Annotated in this window: 13 protein-coding genes; 1 reads left to right on the top strand and 12 read right to left on the bottom strand. The window is 67.6% G+C overall.

Annotated elements, in window-relative coordinates:
* Positions 1 to 290: 290 nt before the first annotated feature.
* The 5 genes from G6N15_RS18745 to G6N15_RS18725 all read right to left on the bottom strand — a co-directional run bounded on the left by G6N15_RS18745 (position 291) and on the right by G6N15_RS18725 (position 4,418).
* A complete protein-coding gene (locus G6N15_RS18745; protein ID WP_163748147.1) occupies positions 291 to 644 on the bottom strand; it encodes a hypothetical protein in 354 nt (117 codons plus the stop codon).
* Between the two features lie 3 nt (positions 645 to 647).
* On the bottom strand, positions 648 to 2,357 hold the full coding sequence (locus G6N15_RS18740) for a DUF7159 family protein (RefSeq protein ID WP_163748145.1): 1,710 nt from the start codon (positions 2,355 to 2,357) through the stop codon (positions 648 to 650).
* Positions 2,358 to 2,443: 86 nt separating this feature from the next.
* Positions 2,444 to 2,803, bottom strand: coding sequence for a DoxX family protein (locus G6N15_RS18735; protein ID WP_083085981.1), 360 nt, complete (start codon positions 2,801 to 2,803; stop codon positions 2,444 to 2,446).
* Positions 2,804 to 2,812: 9 nt separating this feature from the next.
* Positions 2,813 to 3,955: an SPFH domain-containing protein gene (locus G6N15_RS18730; protein WP_083085979.1), complete on the bottom strand. Its 1,143-nt coding sequence runs from the start codon at positions 3,953 to 3,955 to the stop codon at positions 2,813 to 2,815.
* A 28-nt stretch (positions 3,956 to 3,983) separates the two neighbouring features.
* Positions 3,984 to 4,418, bottom strand: a complete 435-nt coding sequence (locus G6N15_RS18725; protein ID WP_083085976.1) for an NfeD family protein — start codon at positions 4,416 to 4,418, stop codon at positions 3,984 to 3,986.
* A 58-nt stretch (positions 4,419 to 4,476) separates the two neighbouring features.
* Between G6N15_RS18725 and G6N15_RS18720 the strand changes: the two genes are divergently transcribed.
* Positions 4,477 to 5,340: a hypothetical protein gene (locus G6N15_RS18720; RefSeq protein WP_083086077.1), complete on the top strand. Its 864-nt coding sequence runs from the start codon at positions 4,477 to 4,479 to the stop codon at positions 5,338 to 5,340.
* Here G6N15_RS18720 and G6N15_RS18715 read toward each other — a convergent pair.
* The 7 genes from G6N15_RS18715 to ripB all read right to left on the bottom strand — a co-directional run bounded on the left by G6N15_RS18715 (position 5,306) and on the right by ripB (position 12,033).
* Entirely contained in the window at positions 5,306 to 6,358 is a 1,053-nt protein-coding gene (locus G6N15_RS18715) for a ferrochelatase (RefSeq protein WP_083085973.1), read from the bottom strand. The two genes, G6N15_RS18720 and G6N15_RS18715, sit on opposite strands and share 35 nt — an antisense overlap.
* Entirely contained in the window at positions 6,358 to 7,167 is an 810-nt protein-coding gene (gene inhA, locus G6N15_RS18710) for an NADH-dependent enoyl-ACP reductase InhA (RefSeq protein WP_083085970.1), read from the bottom strand. The genes G6N15_RS18715 and inhA overlap by 1 nt, the downstream gene beginning before the upstream one ends.
* 13 nt (positions 7,168 to 7,180) lie before the next feature.
* A complete protein-coding gene (gene fabG1, locus G6N15_RS18705) occupies positions 7,181 to 7,945 on the bottom strand; it encodes a 3-oxoacyl-ACP reductase FabG1 (protein WP_083085967.1) in 765 nt (254 codons plus the stop codon).
* A 132-nt stretch (positions 7,946 to 8,077) separates the two neighbouring features.
* Positions 8,078 to 9,085, bottom strand: a complete 1,008-nt coding sequence (locus tag G6N15_RS18700; RefSeq protein ID WP_083085965.1) for a VWA domain-containing protein — start codon at positions 9,083 to 9,085, stop codon at positions 8,078 to 8,080.
* Positions 9,082 to 10,035 (bottom strand): DUF58 domain-containing protein, encoded by a 954-nt coding sequence (locus G6N15_RS18695; RefSeq protein WP_083085962.1) that lies wholly within the window; start codon positions 10,033 to 10,035, stop codon positions 9,082 to 9,084. Before G6N15_RS18695 ends, G6N15_RS18700 begins: the two co-directional genes overlap by 4 nt.
* A complete protein-coding gene (moxR1, locus tag G6N15_RS18690; protein WP_083085960.1) occupies positions 10,032 to 11,168 on the bottom strand; it encodes a chaperone MoxR1 in 1,137 nt (378 codons plus the stop codon). The genes G6N15_RS18695 and moxR1 overlap by 4 nt, the downstream gene beginning before the upstream one ends.
* A 145-nt stretch (positions 11,169 to 11,313) precedes the next feature.
* Positions 11,314 to 12,033 carry an NlpC/P60 family peptidoglycan endopeptidase RipB gene (ripB, locus tag G6N15_RS18685; protein WP_083086074.1) on the bottom strand — a complete coding sequence of 240 codons (720 nt, stop codon included), beginning with the start codon at positions 12,031 to 12,033 and terminating at the stop codon, positions 11,314 to 11,316.

Here is a 12,033-nt window from a genome sequence, read left to right as displayed (position 1 = left end):
GGCTCACTTCAAGTTCGCTGCCTAGCTTCTGAGGTGACCACAGCCGACAGAGATGGGAAGCGACATGGCCGATAACGACACCACCCCCGACGACGTCACCGCTACCCCGCCGGACACTGAATCCGACCGCCCGACAGCGTCTTCCGATCACGAAACGCAGGTCCGTCGACGCCGATGGGTGGGTTTCACGCGCCGCCATCCCACGGGGACGGCGGTCGGTGCAGGGCTGGCTGGTCTGGTCGTTGGCGCGGTTGCCACGGCCGCGGTGATCGCGACCACCTCGCCTGCGTTCATCGCCGCGAGCGAGGGACGAACCCATGCCGGGCCGCCTCCTCCTGCGCCGGCTTGCGTTGCTGCCCCCGTGCCGCCGCACGCATGGCCCGCACCGCCTCCGCCGCCCGACGCTTGGTCCGGCGTTCAGCCGCGCCACGGAGGGCCGGCCAATCGGCCGCCCGCGCCTGGGGAGCCGGCACCCCCGCCACCACCCCCGCCTGCTGGGCCGCCACCTGGCTGGGGTGCACCACCGCCACCACCACCGTGGGGACCGCCGCCGGCGTAGCGATCGAGGCCCGCGTTATCCAGCGGCCTAGCCGTGGTGTCCGCGGCCGAAGCTCGGCGCCGGCGTTGCGGCGCGGCACAGGCACGGATCACCGGCCGCCGTGACCGCCGCCGAAACCGCCGTGGCCGCCGCCAAAGCCTCCGATACCGCCGCCGTGGCCGCCCCCGGACCCACCGGGTCCATCGCCGAAGCCGCCGTGGTTGCCGCCGAAGCCGCCGCCCGGGGCGCCCCCGGGTAACCATCCGCCCCCGCCGCGCTCGCCACCGCGGGGCTGCCACCCGCCACCTGGCGGCCATCCGCCGCCGTCTCGGCCGCCACCAGCCGGTGGCCACGCGCCGCGATCGCGAGCGCCGCCTCCGGGCGGCCACCCGCCCCCACTGCGGTCACCGCCGCCGGGCTGGAACGGCGGGCTCTGCACCGGCGGATGGAGGACCGGCGGATTGAAGACCGGGGGAAGGATCGGAATCACCGGCGCCACCGGTACCGGGACCGGCACCGGGGCCACCGGAGCGGGTGCTGGAGCCGCAGGCGCGGGCACGACCGGAGCCGGCGCTGGAGCGGCGGGTGCCGGAACGACCGGAGCCGCGGGCGGAGCCGGAGCCACCGGAACAGGCGTCGCAGCCACCGGCACGGGGACCGGCTTGGGAGCAGCAGGCGCGGGCGCGGCCGCCTCAGGCGCAGGCGCCTCCGGGGCTGGCGCTGACGCAACAGAATCGGAAGGTGCCGGCTGCATCTGCGGCGCCGGCTGGACGTTCGGCGCAGCCGCGGGCGGAGCTTGCACTTCTGCCTTCGGGGGCGCAGGCGCGGGCGCCTCCTTCACCGGAAAGACGAGGTCTCCGGCGGCCCGGGGCTGCTGACTCATCGCAGGGCGAGCACGGATGCCCAAGGAAACGACCAGCGCCAAAACCCCGACAAAGAAGATCGTCATCACGCTCAGCGCGACCAAGAGCGGCTTGCGGCCCTCGGCGCTGAAGTCAGCGTCGAGGGCGGCGTAAGCGTCTGTGTCGGCGGCATACGCCAACGCGTGACCCGCACCGACGTCGGCCGTATCCGGCTCGACCACTCCGGCCGTCGTCCAGTCCCGAACTTGGGAGTAAGCCACCGCGACGGTCGACGAGGCGAACAGCGGCGCGTCGGCCGACGCCAATGCGGCTCCTCGCGCCAGTGCCATGTCGGGCTCTTCGGGGACGGTCACCGGCAGCCCGGTTGCCGCCTCCAGGTGGGGCTTGATCGCCGCGACGTCAACGCCAGTGCCTACGACAAAGACGCCTTCCGGCCGGGATTCCAACACATCCAGCTGGGCCATCAGGCCTGTTAACTCGGTCAGCGATTCTGCGCTCCGCACTGGTCGGCGGCGTACATCGCTGATCGAACCGTCGGCCGAGTCGACGACCGCCAGGGTCGCGGCGTCAGGCTCCAGGAACAGCAGCCCGGTGTGGCCATAGCCCACCGCGCTACCGACGGACTGCGCCAAAGCGGCCGCGGCCAGAAATGCCGAGACCAGCATGACGTTTTCGACCTTGTAAGCCGCCAGTGCGTCGCGGAGCGCGGCGGCTTCGACAGGGTCGGTCCACGTGACCCCAGTTGCCGCGAGGTGGTAATCGCCTTCTGCAGCGCTCTCTCGAGTACCGAGGATGGCCGCGATCACCCGCTCGGGTGCACTCGTAGTTGCGGACTCCTCGTCAGCAACGACGTCAAAGCCGTCTTCGTCGACGGTGGCTCCGTCGGCGTTCTGCCCTTCGACGAGCACCATGCGGACCGTCGTGGGTGCCATCGACACGCCGAGGACGATATCCACTGTTCCTCCAAGCCAATTGGCGCAATCATCAGCTTAGCCACCACGACGGCAAGGTTCAGCGATACGGTTGTGCCCAACCGACGGAGTCAGGCCCGCGAATCGGGCCCCTTAGCCGTCATCGTCGCGAACGTCACCAGAAACGTAGCCGCCGGAATCGCGTTGACCACCCGATCGCGCACCCGGATGTGGGCACTCACCGCCAGCAGGAAGTACAGCGTCAGCATGGCCGTGGTGAGCCGCGCCAGCACAGGAAAACGGAACACCGACAGCAACCCCACTGCCGCGGCGGCTTTAACCACCGGAAAAATCCACCGGATATCAGTCGGAACGCCCAGCGTGTCAAGGGATTTGGTGATGGCCGGTAGCGGCACCGCGCAGGCCACCGCATCTCCGGCTTGGAAGGCCGCCAGGGCGGCATATGTTTTCGGTGATGTGACGAAGCTCATCGTGGCATTCTATTGACCCAACTCCGGCGTCGTCCCGACCGGACCCTCAACCGGCTTGCGCGCGTCGGCCTCGGCCTTGGCCACCGCCTGCATGATCGCGGGGTCGGTCTGCGTCGAGAACCAATCGGCGATCTCCTCGCTGTCGTCTTCAGGTTTGGCCAACTCCTCGTCGACCGGCGACGGCTGATACCGGAACACCCCGTCGTCACCAGGGGCGCCCAGCAGTTTGGTGAAACCCTGTAACGCCGAGCCGAAGTCGCTGGGCACCACCCACACCTTGTTCGCTTCGCCCCGGGCCAGCTGTGGTAGCACCTGAAGATACTGGTAGGCCAGCAGTTCCGGTGTGGGCCTGCCGGCCTTGATTGCGGCGAACGTCTTCTCGATGGCCTTGGCTTGGCCCTGGGCCTGCAAGTACGCCGCCGCACGTTCCCCTTGCGCGCGCAGCATCCGGGATTGCCGGTCGGCTTCGGCCGCCAGGATCGCCGCTTGCTTGGCGCCCTCGGCTTGCAGGATCTGCGCTTGCTTTTGCCCCTCGGCTTGCTTGATCGCCGATTCCCGAGTGCCTTCGGCGGTCAAGATCATCGCGCGCTTTTCCCGGTCCGCCTTCATCTGCTTTTCCATTGACGCCTGAATCGACGGCGGCGGGTCGATGCTGCGCAGTTCCACTCGTGCCACGCGCAGCCCCCAGCGGCCGGTGGCTTCGTCGAGGACCCCGCGCAGCTGTCGGTTGATCACCTCTCTCGACGTCAGCGTCTGCTCCAGCGTCATGCCACCCACCACATTTCGCAGCGTGGTGGTGGTCAGCTGCTCAACGCCGACGATGTAGTTGCTGATCTCGTAGACCGCGGCTTGCGGGTTGGTGACCTGGAAATAGACCACGGTGTCGATGTTGAGTGTCAGGTTGTCCTCGGTGATCACCGGCTGCGGCGGGAAAGACACCACGCGTTCCCGCAGATCCACCCTGGCGCGAACCCGGTCGATGAACGGCACTAACAAGGTCAGCTGCCCGCTGACCGTGCGGCTGTACCGACCCAACCGTTCGATCACCGCGGCCTCTGCCTGCGGAATCAACGCCACCGATTTGGCCACCACGATGGCGGCGAAGATCACTAAGACAGCGAGCATCACCAGACCAGCAACCGCGCCTTGCATTTGGGTTCCTCCTATTGCTCCAGAGGGCTCAGATGTTTTTCCACACCACCGCGGTGGCGCCGTCGATGCGCATGACGGTTACCAACTCGCCGGGCTCGTAGACGTCAGCGTCGTCGAACGGCCGCGCCGTCCACATCTGACCGTCCAATTTCACTTGACCCTCGTCTCGTGCGACGCGGTCGACTACCAGCGCGTTCTTGCCCTCCAGCGCCTGCACCCCGGTCGTTATCCCCTTCGCTGCGCTCAGCCGCCGCCGCAGCGGAGGCCGCACTAGTACCAGCAGGAGAACCGAAACCACCAGGAATACCGCCCCGTCGGCCCAGATCGGCCAATTCAGCAACCAACTCGTTGCGGCCGCTGCCAGCGCCCCACCACCGAGCATCAACAAGGACATGTCGCCGGTCAACGCCTCCGCACCGGCGAGGCCCAATGCGAAGATCAGCCAGAGCAGGGCCGCGGGCATGCGGTCAGGATATCGCGTGATCAGCCGCAACCACGGCGAACAACTAGACTGCGAAACCATGTGGTGCCCCAGTGCGACGCTCTCGGTATGGGCTAACGCTTGGCTTGCCGGCAAGGCGGCGCCCGACGATGTTCTCGATGCGTTATCACGTTGGGCGCCAAGGCAATCCGTTACCGCTTATGATGCCGTCGCGGCTGGTCACACCGGTCTGCCGTGGCCCGACGTGCACGACAGCGCCGCGGTGTCGCTGTTGCAGACGCTGCGCACCGCAGCGGGCCGGCCGGCGCTCACCGGTCCATCGGTGAATGTGGTGTTGCCGGTGCCCGGCGATGTACGTGGACTGGCGGCCGGTACCCAGTTCGAGCGCGATGCGCTCGCGGCCGGGGAGGCGCTGATTGTCAGCGATCCCCGCGACCCGTCGGTGGCCGTCGGGCTGGTTCCGGAGTGCCGCTACGACGAATCCGATGACGAAGCCGGCATGCCCGAATTGTGTGCGCTGTCCTGGACCGTGTATTCGCTGCCGGCAGCACCGACGTTCGACCACGACGAGCTCGGCGACGCCGAATACGCGCTGCGCTCAGCGGTGCGGTCGGCGGCCGATGCCCTCGGCACTCTCGGACTCGGATCCGCCAACACCGACGTTGCCGATCCCCGGGCGCTGGTCGAGCAGCTGGTCGAATCCTCGCGGCACCACCGTGTTCCCGACCACGCGCCGTCACGGGCGTTGCGCGTCCTGGAAAATGCGGCCCACGTCGACGCGATCATCACGGTCAGCAGCGGGCTGAGCCGATTGCCGACGGCGGCGCAATCCGCGTCGCAAGCGCAAATCGCCACCGAGGCGCTGCGCCCGCTGGCCGCGGTGGTGCGTTCGGCGCGGATGGCCGCGGTCAGCGCGATTCTGCGGTCGGCGTGGCGGTACTGACCGCCGGCGACCATTCGGCAACACAGTGCGGCGGCCGGCATGGCGCGCCGTTGATGCTGGCCCGGCATCCCGGCACCGGGTCGGGCCCGCTGATCCGCGCCGGCTTGCGGTCGTAGCGAAGTTCGTCGATCAATCCGACGGCGAGCCGGGCGAATCGCCGATCAGCGTTAGGGGTGCTAGCCCGCGCGAATGCCATGCCCGCCGCCTCGGCCTGCGCCCGCAGCTCGTGATCGAGATCCCACACCACCTCGATATGGTCGGCGACGAATCCGATGGGGCATACGATGACGGCCTTGGTGCCTGCCTCCGCGAGCGTCGCGACGTGATCGGCGACATCGGGCTCCAGCCAAGGGATTTGCGGCGGTCCCGATCGCGACTGCCACACCAGGTCGTAGTCGGAATACCCCGCGCCGACAGCGACCAGGCTTGCGGCATACGCGATTTGGCGGCTGTAGAGCCGAGGTCCGCACCGCTGGTCGGCGGCAACCGGGATCGAATGTGCCGTGAACACCAGCCGCGCGTCGGCCGGCACCGTACCGGCGGCTTTCGTGATTGCCTCCGCGAACATCTCGACGAACAGCGGATGATCGAAGTAAGGCCGAAGTTTGACCAGCTCCGGCGCGTCGGCGCCGGCCGCTGCCCGGGCCCGGGCAATGTCCTCGACATACTGGGTGCAGCTGGAATAGCCGCTCCACGCCGACGTCGTGAACACCGCTGCACGGCGAATCCTATTGTCGCGCATGGTCCTAACCGTATCCTCGACGTACGGCTCCCAGTTGCGGTTGCCGAAATACACCGGCAGGCTGCCGGCTAGTTCAGCGCGCAGTTGGGTGACCAGCGCCCGGTTGATGCCGTTGATCGGCGACACCCCGCCGAAATGCAGGTAGTGCTCGGCGACTTCGTCGAGACGCTCTGGCGGCACGCCACGCCCGCGGGTGACGTTCTCCAGGAACGGCCGCACCTGCTCTGGTCCCTCCGGTCCACCGAAGGACAACAGCAGGACAGCGTCAAACTGCATCAGAGCAGCTGGGTATGCGCACCGCCGTCGGCGTAGATGATGTCCCCGGTGGTGGCCGGCAACCAGTCGGAGAGCACCGCGCACACCGTCTTGGCGACCGGGGTGGCGTCCTTCATGTCCCAGCCGATCGGGGCCCGCTGGTCCCAGCCCTGCTCCAGCAGCTCCATTTGCTTGCTGGCTTCTTCGCCCAGGGCACCGCCGACGATCGCGCTCATCGCCAACGTCCGAATCGGGCCCGCCGCAACAAGATTGGACCGCACGCCGTACGGGCCGGCCTCGCGTGCGACGAACCGGTTCACCGACTCCAGCGCGCTCTTGGCCACCGTCATCCAGTTGTAGGCCGGCATCGCTCGGGTGGGGTCGAAGTCCATGCCCACAATCGCCCCGCCGCGATTCATGATCGGCAGCAGCGCCTTGGCCAGTGACGCGTATGAATACGCCGAAATGTGAATGCCTTTTGAGACGTCTTCATAAGGCGCGTCGAAGAACGGGTTGATGCCCATCCCGCTGGGTGGCATGTAGCCGATTGAGTGCACCACGCCGTCGAGTTTGTTGCCTTCGCCGATGACTTCGGTCACCCGCTCAGCCAGCGTGGCGAGGTGCTCGTTGTTTTGCACGTCAAGTTCCAGCAGCGGCGGTTTTTGCGGCAGCCGGTCCAGGATGCGTTCAATGAGCCGCAGCCGGTCGAACCCGGTGCAGACCAGCTGCGCGCCTTGTTCCTGCGCCACTCGTGCGATGTGGAACGCGATCGACGCGTCGGTGATGATCCCGGTGACGAGGATCCGTTTGCCTTCGAGCAGTCCTGCCATATCCGTCCTTCGCTTAGTGGCCCATACCCATGCCGCCGTCGACGGGGATGACCGCGCCGGAGATGTAACTTGCGTCCTCGGAGGCCAAAAAGCTGACCACCCCGGCGACCTCATCGGCAGTGCCGATCCGCTTGGCCGGGATGAAGTCGAGCGCGCCCTCTTGAATCCGCTCGTCCAGCCCACGCGTCATGTCGGTGTCGATGTAGCCCGGCGCCACGACATTTGCGGTGACGGACGCCTTGGTCAGCTCCCGAGCAATCGAGCGGGCCATCCCGATCAGGCCGGCCTTGGACGCCGCGTAGTTGGCCTGGTTTCCGATGCCCCACATGCCCGAGACCGAACCCATGAAGATCATCCGGCCGAACCGCTTTTTGATCATGCTGCGCGACGCACGCTGGGCCACCCGGAACGCGCCGGTGAGGTTGGCGTCGATGACCTTTTGGAACTTCTCTTCGGTCATCCGCATGAGGAATGCGTCCGCGTTCAGACCGGCGTTGGCGACCAGAACCTCTACCGGGCCCTGGTGCACTTCGACGGCGGTGAACGCCGCGTCGACGGCGGCGGAGTCCGTGACGTCACACTCGACGCCGAACAGCCCTTCGGGTGCGCCAGATCCGCGGTGGGTCACCGCAACCTTGTGTCCGTCGGCGGCGAGCCGGCGGGCCACCGCCAACCCGATCCCCCGGTTTCCACCGGTGACCAGCACTGATCGCGACACGAACGGGGGCTTTCCGCCGGCCGGCGTCTCGGTTGGTTTCTCGGTAGCAACTTCAGTCACCCCGACAACCTAGCGTCTCGGCAGCGAGACGCCGAAATCGGCTGGCACCATCCGCATCCGCTCACCCAGTGGCCACTTATGACACGCGTTTTGGCGCCAGGCGTGCATTAAGTGGCCACTCGGTGCACCGAGTCAGGTCGGCAGGCGCCGGTTGATCAGCAGCGCCGCCAGCCCCGCCAGCGCGAGGATCAGCGAACCGAGCCGCAGCCAGCCGACGCTGGCATCGCCCTTGATCGTCTCGTAGCCGATCTGCTGCTGCAGCGTGGAGTAGACCTGCTTGAGTTCCTGCAGGTTGGACGCGTTGTAGGCATTGCCGCCGGACAGCTCGGCGACCTTCTTCATCGTGGTGTCGTCGACGGGCACCGGCTGGCGCTGGCCGTTGATCTCGACGAAGCCGTACGGGGTGCCGAACGAGATCGTCGAGATCGGCACACCTTGGTCTTTGGCGGTCCGCGCCGCGGTGAACGCCCCTTTGGGGTTGTCCGGATTGGTCGGCACGGTTTCCTTGCCGTCGGAGAACAACACGATCCGTGCTGGCGGCGGGGTGTCGCCGCCGCCGATCACCGCCCCGACGGTGGCGATAGCCTGCAGCGCGGTGAAAATGCCCTCGCCGGTGGCAGTGCGGTCGGCGAACTGCAGCTTGTCTAAAGCGGCCTTGGTTGCCGCCCGGTTGGTCGTCGGGGACACCAACACAGTCGCAGTGCCCGCATAAGCGATCAGCCCGAGGTTGATGCCCGGGGTCAGCTCGTCGGCGAACGTCTTCGCGGCCTCCTGGGCCGCCACCATGCGGTTGGGCTCGACATCGGTGGCCCGCATCGACTGCGACACGTCGATCACCAGCATCACCACGGCGCGGTTGCGGGGAATACGCACATCGTGGGTCGGGCCGGCCATCGCGATCGTCAGCAGCAGCAGCGACGTCACCAACAAGATCGCCGGAAGGTGACGCCACCGCGTAGGCCGTTTGGGCGCAACGCTTTCCAGCAGCTCCATGTTGGCGAACCGCAGCATCCGGCGATGCCGCGCCACCTGCGCGATGATGTACAGCCCCGCCAGGCCGAGGACGGCGAGCAAAAACAGAAAGAACCACGGGTGTTCGAAGCCGGACAGTGTCATCGGTCCGAGCAACGGCACCGTCACTGCATACCCGCCAAAGCTCCGCGGCGGCGCGACTCGACGAAACGGACGATGTCCGCGATCCAGTCGCGATCGGTGCGCAGCGACAGCAGCGGTGCTCCGCAGCTGCGGATTGTGCGCTTTACCTCGGCGCGGTGGGCAGCGGCCGCCTTGGCGAAATCGTCACGCAGCTGCGGGTCGATGGTGAACTCGCGGATGGCACCGGATTCGGCATCTTGCAAGATGACGTCGCCGACGTCGGGCAGCTCGACATCGCGAGGATCCAGCACTTCGATGCCGAGCACTTCGTGACGACCCGCGATGGCGCGCAGCGGGCGCGTCCAGTTGATGGGGCCCAGGAAGTCGCTGATGATCACGGCCATCCCGCGGCGCCGTTGCGGCCGGCGCAGCGCGTCGATGGCCGCCGCCAGATCACCGCGCACCCCCACCGGCGCCTTGGGGGTCGTTGCGATGGTGCGCAACAACGTCTGCTCGTGCATGCGCCCCGAGCGGGCAGGCACCCGGATCATCCGCTCGCCGTTGGAGATCAGCGCGCCGAGCCGGTTGCCGCCGCCGCTGTTGAGGAAGGTGATCGCGGCTGCGGCCGCCACCGCCAGGTCACGCTTTTCGCAGACAGTGGTGCCGAAGTCCAGGCTCGCCGACATGTCGACCACCAGCCAGGTCTCCAGCTCGCGGTCGGCGATCATCTCCCGGACGTGCGGCACCGTGGTGCGCGCGGTGACCCCCCAGTCCATCCGGCGCACGTCGTCGCCGGGTTGGTAGAGCCGCGACTCCCCCGGCTCCGTACCAGGGCCCGGAAGCAAGCCGAGGTGATCGCCGTGCAGCACACCGTCGAGCTTGCGTTTGACGGTCAGCTCCAAAGTGCGAAGCGCCGCCGAGAGCTTCGGGTCGTCGATCTCGCCGCGCTGGAAGGACGGCGGATGCACCACCGCCGGCGTCTTGGAGTCTGTCACCGACCGCTAGCCGCCCCTGCGGCCTGCATCACCGGGGGCACCGAATGTCCTTGCTGCGGAACGGCATTCACCTGTGGCAGGGCAACCGTCTGCAGCACTCGGTTGATGACGACCTCCGGGGCGATCTCGTCGGCGAGCGCGTCGTAGGTGAGCACCAGCCGGTGGCGCAGCACATCGGGGATGACCTCGATGACATCCTGCGGAATCACGTAGTCGCGACCGCGCACCAGAGCCAGCGAACGCGCCGCGGCGATGATCCCCAGCGAGGCACGCGGGGACGCGCCGAACGCGACCCAGCTCTTGACGTCGTTCATGCCGAGCTGCTCGGGATGACGGGTGGCGGTCACCACGCGCACCACATAGTCGACCAGCGCGTGGTGCACGAAGTTGTTGGCCGCGATCTCCTGTAGCCGTAGCAGGTCACCGGTTTGCAGGACCTGCTTGGGCGTGGGCGGGGTGACACCCATCCGGTAGATGATCTCGCGCTCTTCCTCCGGCGACGGGTAGCCGACGTTGATCTTGAACAGGAAGCGGTCGCGCTGCGCTTCCGGCAACGGGTAGACACCTTCGTGCTCGATCGGGTTCTGGGTCGCCATCACCAGGAACGGGTTGGGCATCGGGAAGGTCTTGCCGCCGATGGACACGTGCCGTTCCTGCATGACCTCCAGCAGCGCCGACTGCACCTTGGCCGGCGCGCGGTTGATTTCGTCGGCGAGCAGGAAGTTGACCACCACCGGGCCCAGCTCGGTGTCGAACTCCTCTTTGCCCTGCCGGTAGATGCGGGTACCGATGATGTCGGTCGGCACCAGGTCGGGAGTGAACTGGATACGCGCGAACGTCCCGCCGACGACCCGGGCGAAGGTCTCCACCGCCAGGGTCTTGGCGACACCGGGCACACCTTCTAGCAACACATGGCCTTTGGACAGCAGACCCACGAGCATCCGCTCGACCAGCTGGTCCTGGCCGACGATGATCCGCTTGACCTCGAAGATGGCGCGCTCAAGGGTGTGCACCTCGGCGGCCAGCCCATTGCCGCCGCCCCCGCCCGGCGCGGCGTGCGCCGGGGATGTCGGGGGGCCGCCCGGCCCGGAGTAACCGCTGGCGCCCTGGGGCGGCCCACCTGGTGATGTCATCGGCTTTCCTTCACGGCTCAATCTCCACAGCTTGATGAGACACGACTGCCAAAACGGACGTCGCGAGCAGCGGCGTGCCCTCGTCCACTATTCCAGGCCTGCGAGCTTCCGTCGACGTGGCGCCCGCCCAGCCCCGACGACGGCCTCAGTACTCGATGATCCGCGTGACGTACGGCGTCATTCCTTCCGTCCGCACCGGGCTGACGATGACTTTGCCCGCGATGCTGGATGCCTCCAGCATCTGACCGTTTCCCAGATACAGCGTGACGTGCTGACTGCCGCCCGGGCCGTAGAAGATCAAGTCGCCTCTCTTGGCCTGCGACGGCGGGACGTGCCGGCCGGCGTTGTACTGGTCACCGGAAAACCTGGGGATCAGCACACCGACCCCGGCGAACGCGTATCGGGTCAACCCCGAGCAGTCGAAGCCCACCGTGTCGGCGCCGTCTTCCACACCCCGGCTCGGGCCATCGAGCGTGCCGCCGCCCCATGAATACGGCACCCCCATCTGCGACCCGGCGCGGCGGATCACGTACTCGACTGCCTGGCGTCCGTACACCCGCGGAATTCTGCTCGGGCTGGTGTTATTGCCGCCACCGCCACCGCCACCGCCGCCGCCGATTCCGAGGCTGCCGAGGAACTTGCGGCCCAGGTCGAGGGTGGTCTGCGTGGCCTGGGCGGTGGCGGCCATCGAGGCATTGGCGATCGCCAGCGGATCGCCCGGCGCGCCCGCGCTGGGCACCTTGGGCAGCGTCGGGTCCCACTGGGGATCGTCGGCCATGGCGGGGCTGGCCAAACCGATCAGCAGCCCAATCACCGCCAACAACGGCCAAGCCAGCATCGCGCGACGAAATCGGTTGTGGCGCAT

The organism is Mycobacterium noviomagense, from assembly GCF_010731635.1.
GTDB classification, from domain to species: domain Bacteria; phylum Actinomycetota; class Actinomycetes; order Mycobacteriales; family Mycobacteriaceae; genus Mycobacterium; species Mycobacterium noviomagense.
This window is presented reverse-complemented; position numbering and strand designations above follow the sequence as displayed.

What these genes read in the sequence shown, in the direction of transcription:
- G6N15_RS18735 (WP_083085981.1), bottom strand. Translation starts at nt 2,803, where the DNA reads ATGAGCTTCGTCACATCACCGAAAACATATGCCGCCCTGGCGGCCTTC.
- G6N15_RS18730 (WP_083085979.1), bottom strand. Translation starts at nt 3,955, where the DNA reads ATGCAAGGCGCGGTTGCTGGTCTGGTGATGCTCGCTGTCTTAGTGATC.
- G6N15_RS18725 (WP_083085976.1), bottom strand. Translation starts at nt 4,418, where the DNA reads ATGCCCGCGGCCCTGCTCTGGCTGATCTTCGCATTGGGCCTCGCCGGT.
- G6N15_RS18720 (WP_083086077.1), top strand. Translation starts at nt 4,477, where the DNA reads ATGTGGTGCCCCAGTGCGACGCTCTCGGTATGGGCTAACGCTTGGCTT.
- G6N15_RS18715 (WP_083085973.1), bottom strand. Translation starts at nt 6,358, where the DNA reads ATGCAGTTTGACGCTGTCCTGCTGTTGTCCTTCGGTGGACCGGAGGGA.
- inhA (WP_083085970.1), bottom strand. Translation starts at nt 7,167, where the DNA reads ATGGCAGGACTGCTCGAAGGCAAACGGATCCTCGTCACCGGGATCATC.
- moxR1 (WP_083085960.1), bottom strand. Translation starts at nt 11,168, where the DNA reads ATGACATCACCAGGTGGGCCGCCCCAGGGCGCCAGCGGTTACTCCGGG.
- ripB (WP_083086074.1), bottom strand. Translation starts at nt 12,033, where the DNA reads ATGCGCCACAACCGATTTCGTCGCGCGATGCTGGCTTGGCCGTTGTTG.